This window comes from Chthonomonas sp., assembly GCF_035294505.1.
GTDB lineage: Bacteria > Armatimonadota > Chthonomonadetes > Chthonomonadales > Chthonomonadaceae > Chthonomonas.
Genome location: NZ_DATGKU010000019.1, coordinates 1 through 16,733, shown reverse-complemented (window position 1 = coordinate 16,733; position 16,733 = coordinate 1). Strand labels below are relative to the sequence as shown.

At 57.9% G+C, this 16,733-nt stretch carries 16 protein-coding genes; 3 read left to right on the top strand and 13 right to left on the bottom strand.

The window, feature by feature from the left end; genetic code table 11:
- Both VKV18_RS00605 and VKV18_RS00600 read left to right on the top strand, forming a co-directional pair.
- Positions 1–653, top strand: a 653-nt coding sequence (locus tag VKV18_RS00605; protein WP_324202288.1) for a tRNA pseudouridine synthase B, incomplete at its 5' end; no start/stop codon positions are given.
- Positions 653–1,606 carry a bifunctional riboflavin kinase/FAD synthetase gene (locus VKV18_RS00600; protein ID WP_324202287.1) on the top strand — a complete coding sequence of 318 codons (954 nt, stop codon included), beginning with the start codon at positions 653–655 and terminating at the stop codon, positions 1,604–1,606. The genes VKV18_RS00605 and VKV18_RS00600, both read left to right, overlap by 1 nt.
- A gap of 18 nt (positions 1,607–1,624) precedes the next feature.
- Here VKV18_RS00600 and VKV18_RS00595 read toward each other — a convergent pair whose 3' ends face one another.
- From VKV18_RS00595 to VKV18_RS00565, 7 genes are all read right to left on the bottom strand, one after another.
- Positions 1,625–4,360 (bottom strand): bifunctional YncE family protein/alkaline phosphatase family protein, encoded by a 2,736-nt coding sequence (locus tag VKV18_RS00595; RefSeq protein ID WP_324202286.1) that lies wholly within the window; start codon positions 4,358–4,360, stop codon positions 1,625–1,627.
- A gap of 31 nt (positions 4,361–4,391) precedes the next feature.
- Entirely contained in the window at positions 4,392–4,592 is a 201-nt protein-coding gene (locus tag VKV18_RS00590; RefSeq protein ID WP_324202285.1) for a hypothetical protein, read from the bottom strand.
- 71 nt (positions 4,593–4,663) lie between these two features.
- Entirely contained in the window at positions 4,664–5,485 is an 822-nt protein-coding gene (locus VKV18_RS00585) for a DUF1559 domain-containing protein (RefSeq protein ID WP_324202284.1), read from the bottom strand.
- An 834-nt stretch (positions 5,486–6,319) separates the two neighbouring features.
- Complete coding sequence (locus VKV18_RS00580; RefSeq protein WP_324202283.1) at positions 6,320–7,222, bottom strand: NAD(+)/NADH kinase; 903 nt, start codon at positions 7,220–7,222, stop codon at positions 6,320–6,322.
- 102 nt (positions 7,223–7,324) lie between these two features.
- Entirely contained in the window at positions 7,325–8,311 is a 987-nt protein-coding gene (locus VKV18_RS00575) for a DUF2092 domain-containing protein (RefSeq protein ID WP_324202282.1), read from the bottom strand.
- A gap of 3 nt (positions 8,312–8,314) precedes the next feature.
- A complete protein-coding gene (locus VKV18_RS00570) occupies positions 8,315–8,896 on the bottom strand; it encodes a cob(I)yrinic acid a,c-diamide adenosyltransferase (protein ID WP_345786387.1) in 582 nt (193 codons plus the stop codon).
- 61 nt (positions 8,897–8,957) lie between these two features.
- On the bottom strand, positions 8,958–9,221 hold the full coding sequence (locus tag VKV18_RS00565; protein WP_324199301.1) for a ferredoxin family protein: 264 nt from the start codon (positions 9,219–9,221) through the stop codon (positions 8,958–8,960).
- Between the two features lie 329 nt (positions 9,222–9,550).
- Here VKV18_RS00565 and VKV18_RS00560 point away from each other — a divergent pair, with 329 nt between their 5' ends.
- Positions 9,551–10,744 (top strand): hypothetical protein, encoded by a 1,194-nt coding sequence (locus VKV18_RS00560; RefSeq protein ID WP_324202280.1) that lies wholly within the window; start codon positions 9,551–9,553, stop codon positions 10,742–10,744.
- On the opposite strand, the gene VKV18_RS00555 is transcribed toward VKV18_RS00560, so the two are convergent.
- The 6 genes from VKV18_RS00555 to VKV18_RS00530 all read right to left on the bottom strand — a co-directional run.
- A complete protein-coding gene (locus tag VKV18_RS00555; protein ID WP_324202279.1) occupies positions 10,741–11,655 on the bottom strand; it encodes a histidinol-phosphatase in 915 nt (304 codons plus the stop codon). The two genes, VKV18_RS00560 and VKV18_RS00555, sit on opposite strands and share 4 nt — an antisense overlap.
- Complete coding sequence (locus VKV18_RS00550; RefSeq protein WP_324202278.1) at positions 11,652–12,293, bottom strand: DedA family protein; 642 nt, start codon at positions 12,291–12,293, stop codon at positions 11,652–11,654. Before VKV18_RS00550 ends, VKV18_RS00555 begins: the two co-directional genes overlap by 4 nt.
- A 42-nt stretch (positions 12,294–12,335) precedes the next feature.
- A complete protein-coding gene (locus tag VKV18_RS00545) occupies positions 12,336–13,673 on the bottom strand; it encodes a glycosyltransferase (protein WP_324202277.1) in 1,338 nt (445 codons plus the stop codon).
- Positions 13,674–13,817: 144 nt separating this feature from the next.
- Complete coding sequence (locus VKV18_RS00540) at positions 13,818–14,726, bottom strand: helix-turn-helix domain-containing protein (RefSeq protein ID WP_324202276.1); 909 nt, start codon at positions 14,724–14,726, stop codon at positions 13,818–13,820.
- Positions 14,727–14,748: 22 nt separating this feature from the next.
- Positions 14,749–15,873 carry an S-adenosylmethionine:tRNA ribosyltransferase-isomerase gene (locus VKV18_RS00535; RefSeq protein ID WP_324202275.1) on the bottom strand — a complete coding sequence of 375 codons (1,125 nt, stop codon included), beginning with the start codon at positions 15,871–15,873 and terminating at the stop codon, positions 14,749–14,751.
- A 523-nt stretch (positions 15,874–16,396) separates the two neighbouring features.
- Positions 16,397–16,733: transposase (locus VKV18_RS00530; RefSeq protein WP_324202274.1), on the bottom strand; the 337-nt coding region annotated here is incomplete at its 5' end.

The following is a 16,733-nucleotide window of genomic DNA, read 5'->3' as shown; positions in this document are numbered from 1 at the left end:
AGTGCGATGCCGGTTATCTCACGGCGGAGGCGCTGAAGCCGATTCTAAAGCGTTTTTGTGGCCTCATTCAACAGGTTCCTCCCATGGTTTCGGCCAAGCGCCACCAAGGCCGTCGTCTCTACGATTTAGCCCGTGAAGGCCTGGTTGTGGAACGACCGCCTCAGACCGTGCAGATCGAGCGTCTGGAACTGCTTGACTTTCGTGCGGGCGATCATCCGGTGGCGAAACTGGAGGTGGTCTGTTCCAGCGGAACCTATATTCGCTCCCTTGCGGCGGACCTGGGGGCGGCTTTGGGCGTGGGGGGCACCATGCAGTCTTTACGGCGCACGTGGGTGGGTACGGATGAGCAGCACGCTTTTACTTTAGCCCAGGCGGTTACGCTCGATGTCCTCGAACAGAGAATCGTGGAGGGAAGGCTGCACGAGGTGCTGCTTCCCCCTCTCGTTGCGATGGCGGGGCGGCCGCAGGTCGTTCTTTCCGAGCCGCAGGTGCCTCGCATTCGTCACGGCCAGGCCATACCCCTCTCCGATCTGGGGCGGATGCCGCCGGTATCACCAAATGAGCTTTGTGCGCTGCTCGATGCCGATGGGAACTTCATAGGGGTGGGACGGATAGAAGAGAGTAGACTGCAACCGGTGAAAGTTATGCACTGATGATTCTGTACGAAGGCCTTGAGAACATACCGGCGCCTTTTGCCGAAACGACGGTGGCCATAGGAACCTTCGATGGGGTTCATGTGGGGCATCAGGCCATCATTCGGACGGCCGTTGAGGATGCCCGTACGCACGGGCGACCGGCGCTCGTCTTTACCTTCGACCGCCATCCTGCAGAGCTGCTACGCCCCACGGAGGCGCCGCCTTACATCACGACCCCAAGGCAGCGCAACCGCCTTATCGAGCAGTTAGGGGTGGATATTTTGGTGATCGCCCGTTTTGATACGGCGCTGGCCAACCTCGGCCACGAGGAGTTTGTGGAGCGCATTTTGGTGGGTTTATGCGGTGCCAAAGCGATTGTAGAGGGGCGCGATTTCTGTTTTGGCAAGGGGCGTGCAGGGAACCTGGCCTATCTTTTGAGTGTACAAGCCCACTATGGTTTTAAGGTGCATGCGGTAGACCCGGTGTTCGTAAACGGGGTACCGGCCAGCAGCACTCGTGTGCGAGAGTGCCTGCGTTTGGGTGATATTACGGAAGCGGAGGCCGTGTTGGGGCATCCATTTTGGATGGAGGGGCGGGTTGTACCAGGGCAGCGGCTCGGCAGAAAGTTAGGCTACCCCACAGCGAACCTGGTACCGACTTATCGGCAGGTGGTACCTGCCGATGGCATTTACGCAGTATGGGTGTGCATGACGCAGGGGGGCGATCTTTTGCCTGGCGTGTGCAGCATTGGGGAGCGCCCAACGATAGAGGGTGCCGGTCGCGCAATAGAGGTTTACCTATTCGATTTTGAGGGCGATCTCTACGATCAGATTTTAGAGGTTCGCTTTGTGCGGCGGCTCCGTGATGAGGTGCGCTTCGACTCGCTAGATGCTTTGCAGGCGCAGATGGCCCGCGATGTAGCCGAAGCCCGTGAAGTTTTGAGGGGGATTCCCGATTCGTCCTCGGCTTAGTTAGAGTAAAGAGACCGGCTATCTTTCCCTCTCACGTTCTTGGCGGGCGAGGGAACGCATGATGTAGCGTGGATCGTCCATGGCCGGGCCGGAAGGTTCAGCTGCCGTTGCCGGGTCTTTGGGGTCTTTCGCCCGCGCCGGATCGAAAATCCGCTTGTCTACCGGGACGGGGGTGTAGGGGCGAAAGTCCGGTATGTTCCCGAAACAGTCCCTAAGGTCTGTGGCGAGGGCGTCGTAGAGATTGAGCGGCGGCAACCCCAAAAGCTCCTCCTCCGTCTTCAGGATGCTGGCGATGCTTGTGTGCCGATGCGAGACGTAGCCCGGTTTCACCCAAGGGCCGATCACCAGACAGAGGGAGCGGTGGGCGTCCACATGGTCTACTCCACTCTGCGAGTCGTCTTCTGTAACAAAGATGGCCATCTGCTTCCAGTAGGGGGTGTGGGAAAAGAAGGCGATAAGGCGGCCTAAGGCATAATCGTTATCCGCCTGATAAGAGGCGTGGAAGGGGTAGCCATCCTTTGGCCGAGGCTCGGCCCCGTGATCGTTTGGCAGATGAAAGTAGAGGAAGCGGGGCATGCGGGCAGGGTCGTCGAATCCGTTGGCCTTCCAATCCGCCAAGAACTGGTCTACACGATACTGGTCGGGAATGTTGAGGTTAAACTGCGGGTAGGTGCGGCAGGTGTTGGCGAAAAGGGGGGCGGGCATAGGGATGTTCACGGTCTCGATGGCACCGGTGGGCTTTTCCCCGGCGTCTTCCTCGACGCCGGCTAACTCAAACCCCTCCCCATAGTTGCGGAAGGGCACATGATGGCGTGCCAGGTTGTCCCAAATGCTGCCGGCTTCCAAATAGTCTTCGGGTGCCAATGAAGCGTTGCTTCCAAAGAGAGCACGTCGGCCCACCTCACCCAGCCCAAACGTGCTGTGCCCGCCATAGGCTTGCACATAGTTTGTGGCCATCCAGGGGTTGGGGTAGACGCCCACCAGCCAGCGGTGCCCATCAGCGGAGACATCGCCGTCCATATAGAAGTTATCGGAGAGAGCGAAACGCCTTGCGAGCGCCAGATGGTTTGGCATAACAACCACATCGGGGTAGGGGCCGTAGCGCGTCGGGGCGCCAAAACGGGCCAGTTTAGGTAGACCGTTGACGTTGGGCAGAGCGCCGAAGACCTCGTCGAAGGTGCGATTCTCTTTTGCGATCATCACCACATACTTGATGTGGCTGCGTAGCTCCGCAAGGGAGGGCAAAGCGGTGGCTTGTGGGGAAGTGTGAGGCAACAGGCCGTTGTTTTCGAGAACGCGGTGAGTATAGGCCGGCAGTGCCGATTCGGGCGGGAGCGGGATGCGCTCGATGACCCCTTTCAGCAGATTGCCCACATAGGTTCCCTCCGGCCCCTCATGAAAGTTGGGGCCGGCGTTTGGGCCGGAGCCAAAACCTTTTGAGCAGGCCACAAAAAGCGTTTTGCCATCCCTCGATATCTGCAGTTTCGCCGGCCACCAGGCCACAGGGAGGTGGCCGAGCACCTGCCCCGTACGGGCATTCAGAATACCTACTGCATTGATACCCGTTTCGGCCACATAGAGCCGATTCCCATCCGGAGAGAGCACAAGGCCGAAGGGCATTATGCCGCGCCATCGAGCCGTGGCCGGAGTGAGCGTGATAAGTGTAGACCAAAGCCGCTTGCCGGTGGAGGCCTCGAAGGCCTGCACCATGTCGTTGTTGGCGTTGGAGACGAAGATGCGATTCTCTGTGGCCGCCACCGCACTGGGGGCGCTGCCGCCTACAGCGGGGAAGCCTTGTGGGGTCATTTGTCCGACAAGCCAGCCCGTCTTTATTTTTTGAATTACATGGGCTGTCGGAGGATGCGACATATCGAAACCCCAAACGCTGAAGCTTTCGGGCACGTTGGGGTTGCCAAGCCCGGGTATAAACCGTCCCTCTATTTCGGTGCCATCGCGTGCCGCTTTTGAGCCGAAAGCGAAGGGTGGAAAAGGTAGGCCACGGTGGCCTTGCGCATCTTTAGGAAGGGGGCTATAGGCGAACATACCTGCGTTCACCACCCAGAGACGGTCGCCTTTTGGGGTGAGGGCCAGTCCAAAGGGATAGCGCCCAGTGGGCACAGAATGGATGGCTTTTCCGGTTTCCGTATCTATGACGACGAGGCGAAAGTTCGCCTGATCGAGCACATAGAGATAGCGGCCGTTTGGGCTAAGGGCGATGTCACCGGCATAGCTATACCGCCAAGAGTGTCCATCGGTGAGGCCGTCGAGGCTCCAGCTCGGGACCATCTGTTGGGCGCGAAGATTATAGCGCAGGATGTTGCCGGCATCCCCTCCGGCCGCGTAGAGCCAGGTGCCCTCTTGGCTGAAGGCCAAACCCATAAAGGCATCCTTAACGACGAGGGTACGATGTGTGGCAAGGCCTGTTTGAGGCCGTTCAAAGAGTTCGAGGGTGAAGGGGCCTGTGCCGCTGCAAGAAGCCGCCAAGAGGTTTCCATCGGCACGCAGGCAAAGCCCGTAGGGATGTGGCGCGACGAGGGCCGTTTGCCCTATGGGGGTGATGAGGCGGCCGTTGGGCAAGATAGAGGTTCCGTTTGGATTGCGCAGGGTAGGCCTATCGCCGGCAGGCGCCATGTAGTCTTCCATGGCAAAGGCGGCTCTGGGTGCTAGGTGCGGCGCCGGCGATGAAAAACCGAAAAGGTAGATCAACCCACCGGCCAACAGTGTTGTCATCCCCAAAGTGGTTTTTGGGTTCATGCAGCAGCTCCTCGGCAAACGTGGTGAAGGGCTATTTCGGCCCCTGGCCTCTTTTCAGTATATCTGTTTTGCCGAGGTCTTGGTTGGGCAGGCGAGCCGGAGCCGCCGTTGCCGCGTTGGGCGATGCGGGTGGCTCGTCTTTATGGCAGCCTGAAAGAACGCAAGCGCCCAACAGCATGAGAAGAAGAAACCACCAGAAAGCGCGTTTAAAGTGGGTAGTTTGAAAGCGCATCTATCCCTCCTTTCTCAGAAAAAGGCCACTATCTCCGCGCATACGGAGATAGTGGCGCAGTAACGTAGGGGCTAGGGGGAGTGGGAAACGCCATCCCAGGTGGCGCTAAACCAGTAACGATTGGGCACCACTGCAGGAGTGGTAACGCCGACGTTGTAGGGGTCTACATAGGTGAGGTTAACCTTAAACCATTTCACGTGGCCGTCGGCAAAGGCGAAGTCGTTCCCGCCTTGATGGCGGGCACCGGTAGGTAGGTCGGAGTTCCAGCCGCTCGACGGGTTGCATCGTGGGTCGAACACGGCCGTATAGAGCGTTTGACGAGGTGTGTCGCCGGTATCACCGAGGAAGATGAACTGTGCCGGGAAGTTTACGGCGGCGAGGGAGCGGCCAGGCAGCGTGTTAGAAGGCGTATCGGGCAGAACGCAGCCATCGCCCTGAAACCATAGGCTATGAGGGTTATCGTGCGGCCCATAGCCGCTGCTCCAGTTGTAGCCATAGCCCCAGACGTGTTGGGTGCCGGTGCCCGGGTTGCAGAAATCGCCGCTGGCCGGCACAAGCCGTTGACGGTCTGGGCAGAAGAAGACATCGAAGTTCTTGACATAGGGCTGAATGATCACCACAATGTCGTTATAGACCCAGGTATCGGTTCCAAAGGGGATGCCGGGCTGAGGCGGATAGCCGTTGCCGGTGACGGAGGGGAAAGTCTCGTCGTAGTCCTGAGTGTACATTAAAACGCCTGTGGCGAGCTGTTTGAGGTTAGAGACGCAGGAGGTTTTACGGGCATCCTCGCGGGCCTGGGCGAAGACGGGAAATAGGATGGCTGCCAGTATCGCTATTATAGCGATAACCACAAGCAGCTCAATGAGCGTGAACGCTCGGTTCGTACGATTCATGGTTGGCTCTCCTTTGCGAGGGGAATTTTGTCTATTCCATTGGGATTCGAGTTCACCTCTCTCCCTTCGCGCCAATAGAATACAGTGTGCAAGTTAAGGCCACGTTAAGCGGAGATTAAATTTTCGTTAACGTGGCTGCCTCCTCCACCTCTCTCCTAACCGTTCCACTGATAAACCCTTAGCCTCACCCCTACTGCCTCTAGAGCCGATTTCATGATGGGCGGGTAACCACAAGAGTACCCCTTACGACCCCCGCCCCTCCCCATTGGGGAGATGGGCACCTCGCGGTGGGCATCCTCGCGGATGGCACCTTTGCGGCCAGCCCAGTTTCCGTAATCGCCCATCTCCCTGGCCGCTGCATCGCCGTGCGCTAGCACCTCCCGAATCGGGGGAAAGGCCGGGATAGGGGGCGAACAAGATAAACTCACTTTGCTGACTTGCTCTAGAACCGCGAGATTGGCAGTCGCTACAGCCCCACCCCCTACCCCCTCAGAACTGGTGGGAAGGGAAATTCAAGATTTCTCGCCTTCGGCTCGAAATGACAGTTGTGTGACCGGCTCGAAATGACACGTGTACATCTCGGCATCGGCTCGGAATGACAGTCGCATTGCCGGCTCTTCAAGGCCGACGCTCTCCCTCTCAATGCCCCCACCCCCACTCCCCTCAAGGCCGACGCTGGGGTAGGGCGCCCTTCCCCTCCCCCCATTGGGGAGAGGGGAGATTAGCAAAAGGGGCACGGTCACCGTGCCCCTACAGACGGTTTCCTTTGGTAGGCTTTCCTTTGGAAAACAAGCCAGATTGTCTTTATGGGGATGGGGAAAACATTCGGTGTGGTTAAGGCTCTGGGTCGAGACCGTCGGGTTCGTCAAGACGCTCGCCGTAGAGATAGCGGGCGCGAACTTTTTGGTAAAAAGTGGCGTGATCGAGCACAATGAGCTTTGTAACAAATTGAGATCGGCGAACGACCACGCGATCGTTATGTTGGATGGGAAAGGGGTCTACGCCGTCCACCTTAAACAAAACATCACCGCCGGAATCCTCGATATGGATTTCAATAACATCGTGACAGGGAATGACCATGGGGCGAGCGCTGAGCGTGTGGGGACAGATGGGGGTGAGGATGAGAGCGCCCATAGTGGGGGCGACGATGGGGCCGCCTGCGGAGAGCGAATAGGCTGTAGAGCCGGTAGAGGTTGCGATAATCAGACCATCGGCAGGGTAGGTAGCGAAAGGCGCACCACCAAGCTGAATGCGCAGATTCAGCAAGCTGGAGGTAGCGCTTTTCACGACGGCATCGTTAAGCCCTAGGTTGGTATGGACGCACGTGCCGTTACGCCAAACCTCCGCCTCGATCATCATGCGCTCTTCGATGCGCACGTTCCCGGTGAGGGCACGCCTCAGATCTGTATAGAGTGTGGAGGGATGCGATTCGGCGATGAAGCCGAACCTGCCCATATAGACCCCCAAAACCGGCACCCCGTTGGGGGCGGCCATTCGGGCTGCCGAGAGAATGGTGCCATCGCCTCCAAGAGTCACCACAAAATCCACGGCCTCCCAAACGGAGGCACAACAGGAGAGATCGGGGCGCTCCAAGCGTTTGGCGGTCTGCTCGTCAAGCAAAACCTGCACGCCTGCCTTTTGCTGTAGCCAGGAGATAAGCTCCTTACCCAACTGCCACGCCTGATGATTCGTGCGATGGACGGTGATGCCCACCTTTCGCACAGATGTTGTTGCCACACGAATGCTCCGTTCCGTTGCTTCGGCGCCGGTTTCTGGGACTTTACCACGAGGAGATTGCGTCCGCCCTTTGCCTAATAATGCATTCTACCTCACGCGCTTTTAAGGGCGAACGATGTGCGCCTTGCGCCCGCGCAGCATATGGCGTAGGTCGGTTCTCTGCATATTGCGTTGTAGGTAGTCCAGAAGGTCTTGTGGGCCGCTCAGCGGCTGATAGAGCAGCGCCCCACGGGGTGGGGAAAAGTGGAACGGCTCTTTGGAAGGTGGAGGGCCGAACTTGTTGTCGCAAACAAGCGCGAAAGCGGTTGAGGGGCTATCACCGGAGGATACGGGGCGGCGTATGGCAAGGGCATCCACATCATCGCCAACGAGCGAGGGGTCATGGGGAGCAGAGAGCGGCAGCGTTTCAAAGACGATGCGGTAGATGAGATGGTTTTTGGGAGAGATGTAGAGGCGAATGAGATTTTTGGTGGTATCTTCCTGCAAAATTTCCACCCCGTCGAGCGGAGGCAACCCCTCGATATGGAGAGGCGGAAGCAGGCGTGCGCCATCAAAACGATTTTGAATATCGGCGAACGGGTTCTGGCCAAGAAGCATCATCACTTCAGGTGCGCTTATATCCATGCCGGGCAGTTTGGCGAGACCGGCGAGATCGTGGGGGGCCGGGTGTTTGGTGTAGTAGTTTTTTTCACTGTTGTAGGTCCAAAACGTTGTGCCGTCACAAACCCAGATGGCCGTCTGCTCTTTGTTGTTAGCATCGGTGGTTTTCAGCTCCATCCGAAACAGGTTAGGTTTCAGCATACTAAGGGTAAGCGTGCGCGCCACCGGCTGAGGTTTTAAGCCCTCCGGAATATTCGCATGTACCGGCGCACCCGGCACGATCATCCAGGAGTAGGAGCTGAACACCGTCTCTTCCTGCAGGTTATCGAGCGTTTCGTAGGCGTGGAGGGTTTCATCTAGCAGCTGAAGCGCTCTCGGATCGAAGGGAGCGGTTTGCTGATGGCCCCTTGTCAAAGGGGTTGCATAGGCAGAACAGAGGCTTTGAAGCAGAAAGGCAAGGCCAAAAAGCAGGGGAAATCGGGGGCGCATGGGTTATCTCTCTCCACGAACCCAGGGTATGTCGTCGCGTCCCTCTCGCCGATTGGCCACCCGCGCCAACACGAAGAGAAGGTCGGACAGCCGGTTAAGAAAAGAGAGAACCGTGGGGTTCATGCCGTTCTCTTTGTCCTCGTCAACGGCGTGCCACAGGCTTACGCACCTTCGTTCTGCCCGTCTACAGACGACGCGTGCCCAATGAAGGGCTGCAGCAGCAGGGGAACCTCCCGGCAAAATAAAGGCGGTAAGCGGCGGAAGCTGCTCCTCAAAGCGGTCTATAAGGCGCTCGAGTTGCTCCACATGGTGCGGCTGAATGCGCTCGATATGCACGCGCCCACGCGTTACTACCTCTGTGCCCGGCGTGGCCAGATCGCCGCCAAGCACAAGCAGCAGCCCCTGCAACTCTTGCAGAAGAGGAACAAGCTCCGCATCGTTCCACTGAGCGCACACAAGGCCAATGGCGGCGTTCAGTTCGTCTACCGCGCCATAGGCCTCAACGCGCAGGTCGTCTTTGTCTACGCGTGCGCCGCCGAAAAGGCCGGTTTGCCCCGAATCGCCTGTACGAGTGTAGATACGCAAGCTCATGGTTGTTTATAGGAAAAGGAGGCCGAAAAGTAACGGGACTCGGCCTCCGGCACTGCTATTTGTTGCGGAAGAAATCGGCATTGATCTGGATGTAGTGCTGCCACTCTTTGGGCACGTCGCTATCCGCAAAGATCGCCGTAACCGGGCATTCCGGCTCGCAAAGGCCGCAGTCTATGCACTCATCCGGGTTAATAAACAGCATATCATAAACCTTGCCATCTTCGGTGTAGACCCCCTCGTGAATGCAGTCCACCGGACACACGGCAACGCAAGATTTGTCTTTCACTCCGATGCAAGGTTCGGTAATTACATAAGCCATACAGTTGTTCTCCTCTGTTTATGAACGATAAGAGTAGGCGTTCGCAAGGCCTGTTGCTAAAATTATACCTTTTTATCCACAATTTGGTTCCACTCGAAATATTTCCGGCCTACTTCACCTCCTGCCCTCCTGAGGAGGGAGATGTGTTCAGCCGAGTGGATTTTGCACCTTGTATGATACCCGCTAAGAGGCGCAAAGCCGTATTGTTTTGGATTCGGCCTTTTTCTGCTTAAAAGCGCTGGTAAGGCAGCATGGCAGCTAAAAAAAGAAGGAACCAAACGGCTTGTGGCAAAATATAACAAATAGAGTAGGTTGGAGGGGTTGGGAGGATGGCTGCCATACCGCAACTCAGCGCCCATGATGTGGAGAGTCTCATTGCCCTCTGGAATTCGGAAAGAGAGCGGTGGCACGATCGCGTCTTTGCGTGGACAACGCTCACGCTCATCACCTCGCTGGTGGTGCTTATCGCCGGTTGGGAGGCTTTTGCCCTACTACCCCTTACGCTCTCGTTGCTGTTCTACTTCACCGCACCCTATATGTTGCCCCCGCGCCTTGAGCGGCTCTTGCGCCAGTTAGCCGCGGTAGATAATCCCGAGTGCATCGGCCCTCTGGTGGATGCGCTTGGTCAGGGCAACCTGCGCCTACAGGAGGCGGCCTCTTCCGCCCTGGTGCGGCTATTGCCGCAGCTAACCGATACGGAGGCACGCTCTTTGGGGCGCGGGCGATGGAATATCCTCTGCACCTGTTTCGGCAATTTGCCGCTGCCCATGCAACAGGCGCTCTACTTGGCGGTACTTCGCAAGGTTCCTGCCGATGGCAACCCCGTGCCGTTAACGGTAGTGGCCCACCTGGTCGCCGCGGAACGCTCGCTCCATCTCCCCCAAGAACGGCTGATCCAGGAGGAGGCCGAGCGCTGTTTGGAGCGTCTACTGGATGCCTTTGACCCTCTTGCCGGAAAGACTCCCGAAGTGGCCATTACCTTTTGGTCACGCAAAATTGTGGAAACCTACTACCCCACCAAGGCGGGTGCAGATGAGAGCCTCGCCATCTTGGCGCGTCCCGTCATCGCGCGGCTCTTGCGCCTGATATCGCCCGAATCGTTTCGCCAACTTCCTAAATCGGTGCGTCTGGTGCTCTATCAGGGGTTGCTAATAGATGTATTTTACAGCGAGGTAGGAAGGTTGCATCTCAGCCGTTTAGGAGCGGACTATCCGGTGGCGTTGCTGCGGATGGTACGCAAAACACGTGATGTGGCCGCGTTGCCGTGGATTCGCAACTTCATCGCGGAAAACATCGAGGCCCCGCCCGAAGCCCACGAGGTGGCGAAAGAGCTTTTACCACAGCTTGAGGCTTTGGCGAAGCGCAACAAGGAGAACGCCTTGCTATTGCGTGCGGGAAAGGCACCGGAGTGCCCTCCTGAGGAGATGCTTCGGCCTTGCGCATCGCATGATTCCTCAGAGGAGAATCTGTTACACGTTCCTCATTCTCAATCTTCCGAGCCAAACAGCGTTGAGGGACATTAAAGGGGGCAGCGACGGCGGAGAAGCGAGCCATCTTCCGAACGTTCCAGCGTCGTAATGTGCATAACGCCGTTGCGCAAGAGGTAGAGGCGTGCCTCTTCCAAACCCATTCCCACCTCTTTGGGCCGATGACTGTCGTCGCCGAAGCAGAAGGGGATACCCATTGCGTGGGCGCGTTGCACAAGCCATGGGGCCGGATAGGGGGTATCCAGTCCCTTCCGCCAGCCGGCCGTGTTGAGATCGAGGATCGCTCCGTAGGCTCGAATGGCCTCTAGAGCCGTCTCCGCAGCCGCCTTTATCTCCGGCGTCTCTAGGGCCTCTGGCGATAGGCCGACGGCCCTCGCGTTCTTTCGGATCAGGTCGAGGTGCCCCACCACCTCCGGTCGTAAGGCCTCCACCATCTCGGCAACCTGTGCATAGTAGCTTTTTGCAAAGGAGGTAACTCCGCCACACGCCTCCACCGCTGTTCGATAGCTTTCGGGCGCACCGTCTATCTGAATCTCATGAACGTAGTGGACGGAGCCAACCATGTAGTCAAAAGCCGGCCGGCCGTTTTCGAGCTGCCGGGTGCGCAATGCCAACATGGTCTTAACATACGTCTGCTGTGGCACGACCTCCGCCTCAAAGCCGCGTAGCACCATGAGCTGTGGCGCGAACGCTTCCGCCAAGGTGTTGATCGTGTGCGTATAGCGGTGGAAGTCGGCAGCTAGCTTTTCCGCATCCCATCCGAGGGCGCGCTCCTCTTCATATAGAAACGCTTCGGGGCGTGGGGCATGCTCACTCACGCCAAAAGTGCGATATCCAGCCGCAACAGCCGCTTCTAGCATCTCTCTCAGCGTTCCTTCCGCGTGGTCACAAAACTCTCCGGAGTGCCCTCCGTGCAAAGAGATACGCCAGCAAGGTGGTTCTTTCATGCTTCTTCTCCTCGCAGGTGATGGCGTATCCAAAACAGCAGCAGCGCCAATAGAATGACCACCATAAGCGCATCGGCGCCGTGAAAAGCCGCCTTAATGCGCTCTAAATTGCCGCCGACAAGAACGCCGAGCCAAGCTAGGGCGAGGCACCAAGGCAGCGAGCCGAGAAAGGTGAGAACGAGGAAGGGAACCAACGGCATACGAGCCACACCCGCGGGCAGCGAAATGAAGGTGCGCACAACCGGCAAGAGGCGGGAAACGAAGACCACAACGGCCCCTTGGCGGGCAAACCATCGCTCGGCACGCTCTAGGTCGCGCCGTCGCAGCAACACATAGCGCCCATAGCGAAAGGCCGCCTCGCGTCCACCCGTTGCCCCAATGCCGTAGGCCAATGCGGAGCCGAGCACGCAACCTATCGCTCCGGCAAGGGCAACGAGGAAGAGATTGAGCGTGGGGCGATGGTTTTGGGCGGCGATCCACTCCAGGGTCAAGGCCCCAGCGAACGGCATGATCACCTCACTTGGTAATGGGATACAGGCGCTTTCGATGGCCATAAGCAGCACAATGCCCCCATAGCCCCCATGGGCGATGATCGATTCGATCCAAAGGCTCACTGCAGTTAGCAGATGGGTTAACACGTAGACTCCCTCTTGTAGAAACAGACTAAGATAGAGATGTCCTTAGGACAAGGTGATATCCTTTTCAGAGGCGTCTTCGTAGAGAGCCTCTTGCGCTTCCCAATCCGGCCCATGAGGCATGGCCTCCGGTTCGGGCAGGCGAGGCGGTGGCGATAGTTTGCGTGCTTCAGCATAGACTTCGAGCACTCTCTGCGCCATTTGCGCGGGGGTATAGCGCTCCGCGTTGCGTCGGGCCGCACGACGCATCCGCTCTGCAAGCGCCTTATCGGTGAGAAGACGCAATACCCTGTCGGCAAAAGCCTCTGCATCTCCGACCGGTACCACGAATCCGTCTTCACCATCGCACACGGTCTCCGGTGCTCCTCCGGCATTTACCACTACACAGGGCAGCCCTGCAGCTCGCGCCTCGCCCACCACCAGCCCCTGTGTCTCGGTAGTCGAAGGAAAGCAGAACACATCGGCGGCGGCATAGATGGCGTCTAACTCGTTGCGCGGGATGGGGCCGGGGAACCGCACGAACTCGGAAAAGCCCAGCGCTTGCGCTTGCTCTGCCAGGGCGGTTTGCAACGGCCCTTCGCCAACAAAAGCGAGCATGGCATTCGGGTAGGCCGCACGGACATGCTGAAAAACCTCTAGCAACCACATTACATTCTTCTCCGGCGCCAAACGCCCCACATAGAGCAGAAGGGAGGTACCTTCAGGAACGTCGAGCCTTTGACGTGCCTTCTGCACCGCCTCTCCATGCAGCTGCGATTCGGGCGGCAACGGGATGCCCGTGGGGATGATGGTGATAGGCCGATTGACCCCGATGCTGCGCAAGGCGTTTTCGGTGACCTGCGAGGGGCAGATAATGCAGGTGCAGTGGTTATAGTACCAGGGCAGATAGAGGTCGAGGAGCGTGTTGGTAACCCCCTCTGGCAGGAAGGGCATGTAGTGCGCGTACTGCCAATAGAGTGTATGAAACGTGCTAACCAGAGGCACATGATGGCTGAGGGCGAGACGCGCGCCGGTAAGCCCTAATACAAAAGGGGTGTGGGTATGGACGATGTCGAGCCGGAGGTCGGCAAACTGGCTGGAGAGCACAATGCGCGGCCAGAAGGGGTAGGCCAGAGGATAACCTCGATTGAAGATAGAGACGAACGAGGGAAAACGCATGACATCCGGCTCTTCAGGAGGTTGCTGGCTATGGGCGGGCGCAAAAATGCAGACATAGTGGCCTTGGGCACGAAGCTCTTGGGTGAGGGTGAGCAGGGAGACCGTGACCCCGTTGCGCACAGGCGAAAAGCTTTCGGAGAACATGCCGATCCGCCAGGTGTGCGGCTGTTGCGAGCCTACGTTTTGAACGCCTGCTTGAGAATGAAGTTCCGTTTGGTTCAACATTGTAACTATTTTCTAGACAATCTTATTTGAATGAACCCATGCTTAACTTTCGGAGGCAAACAGGACTCGGCCGATTTTGAGTTGTTGCAGGAGGCCGGCTCCTCGTTATTTGACGTTTTCTGGGCTTCTTTTGTGTCCGAGCTTTTAGGCGTTTTTATTATCTACAATACGATCTGCAGCGATCTGTTCGGCGTAGGTTTCGATAAAGGCGAGGAGGGCGGAGAGCCGGAAGCGGCGTTGGCGGGTCTCCTTCTTTTGGGAGGCCTGCGAGTGCTCCGGCTCCTTACGGTGGCATACGAGCCAGCCGAGGTTGGTGTAGCGCCTCACGGTGGTGGGGCAGACGTTCAGGAGGCGTGCCACATCTTCCAGTGAAAGTTCCGGGTCGAAAAGCCGCTCAATAAGCTCCGTGCGGGTCTCTTGGAAGGGGCGTTTGTAGTAGCCCTGCACGGCTTCCTCGTGCTCGTGGGCTTGGAGGGCAAACATCTGCTGGGCACGTTCCAGGAGGCGCCGATGGAGCGCGATGGCCGACAGAGGCTCCTCATGTTGGGTGGTGGCCGCAGGTTTCTTTGGCTCCGCTTTACGGGGCCACTCTTTAGGGGGGGCCGCTGCCGGGTGGTTTGGCGGCAGGAACTGGGCGAAGTCGGGGATGTTCACTTCCAGCACCTCCGAATCGTCAGAGGAGGGCTTGGGAGCGCGCTTGGCGATGGAACTGGTGGAGGCTTGGCAGGTCGGGCGCTCTCTGTTGACAACAGGGAAGAGGGAGAGCGAGCGATGCCGGTTGGCTTGGGCCACGGTCTCATCTTGGGGCGATTCAATAGGTTTGGTTGGAATCGGGGCGGTTGCCGTAACGGGCACGGTCTCCACCATGGTGAGGGCGGTATGGTTGGTGGTAACGGCTTCTGGGAGCGAGGAGGTTGGCGGGTCTGCCTGAGCGGTTTCTGGCTCAGATGAGGTCTGTGTTTGTTCTAGGGCAGGATTTCTGATAGGCGGCTCTGCCTCCTCTTCGTCTACGAAGCGGGCTTCCAGATATTTTTGCCATTCCTCAAGTCGCACGGTCTCTCTCCTAGAAACTGGATCATAAGATCAGCATGGCATCGCCGAAGCTATAGAAGCGGTACTCTTTTTCCACAGCTTCTCGGTAGGCGCGCAACACCAGCTCTCGGCCGGCGAAGGCGCATACGAGCATAAGCAGGGTAGATTTCGGAAGGTGGAAGTTGGTGATGAGGGCGTCTACCGCACGGAAGGTGTGGCCCGGCGTAATAAACAGGTGGGTTTCTCCTTGAAACGGAGCAACACGCTCAAGGCCGACGCCCTTCCCCTCAAGGCCGACGCCCTTCCCCTCAAGGCCGACACCGGGGTCCCCAGAAAATCGCAAGATTTTCTGGGGCAGGGCGCCCTCCCCCTCACCGGGGCGCGCCAGTTGCGCCGCCGTTTCGAGGGCACGAACGCACGTGGTTCCCACCGCCACAATGCGTCCGGTGGCCTGATTGATGGTTTGTGCTGCCGCCTCTGAAAGTATCACCTGTTCGCCGTGCATCTTGTGCTCTTCCACATGCGCCTCGCGGACGGGTCGAAAAGTATCCACGCTGATGTGCAGGGTCAGCGCCACCTGTTTTACCCCTTTACGTGTGAGGGTTTCGAGAAGGGCTTCATTGAAGTGCAGGCCTGCCGTGGGCGCGGCTGCGGAGCCTGGGCGAAAACCGTAGACGGTTTGATATCGCTCCTCATTCTCAACGCTCTGGTGAATGTAGGGTGGCAGCGGAATCTCGCCCCATGAGGCGATGCGGTCGCGCCATTCTCTGTTGGGCAGCGCGATTTGACGGCCTCCTTCCGGTGTTATGCCAACCACCATCGCCTCAACTTGAGTGTTCTGAGGGCCGATGAGGGTTAGCTTTCTGCCAGGCTTTAGTCCGGGGTGTACGAGGGCCTCCCACTTCGTCTCTGCCACAGGGCGTAGCAACAGAACCTCGGCGGGTTTGCCGTTCTCGCGTTGCGCCTGAATCCGCCGTGCAGAGACGCGCGTATCGTTAATGACAAGCACATCTCCTTCCACAAGGTAGTCGGGCAGATCGGTGAATTTGCGGTGTTCGATGCGCTCTTCACGCCGATGGAGCACCAGCAGACGCGATTCCCCACGTGGCGCGGGGGTTTGTGCGATGAGATGTGGTGGAAGTTCGTAGTCAAAAAGTTCGGTGCGCATAGCGTTTATAACAAAACCTTTTATGAGCCTTCGTCCCTTTCCAGGGGGCTTGAGGCCCCTCGCTCGCCCAAGCAGGGAGGTTAAGTTTCAATGCACGACTCTCTTTCGCTTACAAGTATACCGCAAATGGTTGTGCGATTTCGACTTTTGCCGACTTTAACGGCTTGGTTCATGTGCCAAGAGGGTTATTTTCCAACGGAGAGCTTATCAGGAAAGCGAGGGGTCGCTTATGCTGCAGAGGCAGACAGTTTATAGCAATTGGCGGTTTTGAAAACCCCATCGGCTTGTCCGTTGGCATGAAAAACCGCCTCCTGCTTAGCAGGACTTTTCCTTTCGTTTGCGATGGAATGTCTCTGTTCGTTTGAGGGGTCTGTCCGCGAAACCGGTCTGCGAATGCAAAGTTTCCTGTGTTTGCGCTTTGCGAGAACCAAGCAGGGTGAGGACCACAAGGTTGGTTGCACTTTCGAGGTGACGTGCCACGCACCCTACGAACCATAATCCATTTTCGGTCAGATACCCCTAGCTAAAGCGCAGGGGCTTGCACCTGGTTGGAAGCGTGACCCGCCAACCGACACAATAGGGCGTCTGAACTTTCGCCCCGTGCTTTGAGGTTTCTCGCCGCATTGAAATCAGCATTCGCCTCAAAGCCACACTGTTGACAGTGGAACTGGCTTTGGCTCTTACGGTTGGCTTTGGCGCAGTAGCCGCATACAGAACAAGTGCGAGACGAGTTGCGCGGGTCAACCAACACAACAGGCACTCCTGCCGCCTCGGCTTTATAGGCGATAAATTGACGCAGTTGCAGGAATGCCCAGTTACCGAGGAGCCATCGCATCTCGCGAGAAACCGTTTCTGCTCTG

Excerpts from the sequence above, each read along its gene's own strand:
- VKV18_RS00600 (WP_324202287.1), top strand. The coding sequence starts at position 653 with ATGATTCTGTACGAAGGCCTTGAGAACATACCGGCGCCTTTTGCCGAA.
- VKV18_RS00595 (WP_324202286.1), bottom strand. The coding sequence starts at position 4,360 with ATGAACCCAAAAACCACTTTGGGGATGACAACACTGTTGGCCGGTGGG.
- VKV18_RS00590 (WP_324202285.1), bottom strand. The coding sequence starts at position 4,592 with ATGCGCTTTCAAACTACCCACTTTAAACGCGCTTTCTGGTGGTTTCTT.
- VKV18_RS00585 (WP_324202284.1), bottom strand. The coding sequence starts at position 5,485 with ATGAATCGTACGAACCGAGCGTTCACGCTCATTGAGCTGCTTGTGGTT.
- VKV18_RS00575 (WP_324202282.1), bottom strand. The coding sequence starts at position 8,311 with ATGCGCCCCCGATTTCCCCTGCTTTTTGGCCTTGCCTTTCTGCTTCAA.
- VKV18_RS00565 (WP_324199301.1), bottom strand. The coding sequence starts at position 9,221 with ATGGCTTATGTAATTACCGAACCTTGCATCGGAGTGAAAGACAAATCT.
- VKV18_RS00560 (WP_324202280.1), top strand. The coding sequence starts at position 9,551 with ATGGCTGCCATACCGCAACTCAGCGCCCATGATGTGGAGAGTCTCATT.
- VKV18_RS00555 (WP_324202279.1), bottom strand. The coding sequence starts at position 11,655 with ATGAAAGAACCACCTTGCTGGCGTATCTCTTTGCACGGAGGGCACTCC.
- VKV18_RS00545 (WP_324202277.1), bottom strand. The coding sequence starts at position 13,673 with ATGTTGAACCAAACGGAACTTCATTCTCAAGCAGGCGTTCAAAACGTA.
- VKV18_RS00535 (WP_324202275.1), bottom strand. The coding sequence starts at position 15,873 with ATGCGCACCGAACTTTTTGACTACGAACTTCCACCACATCTCATCGCA.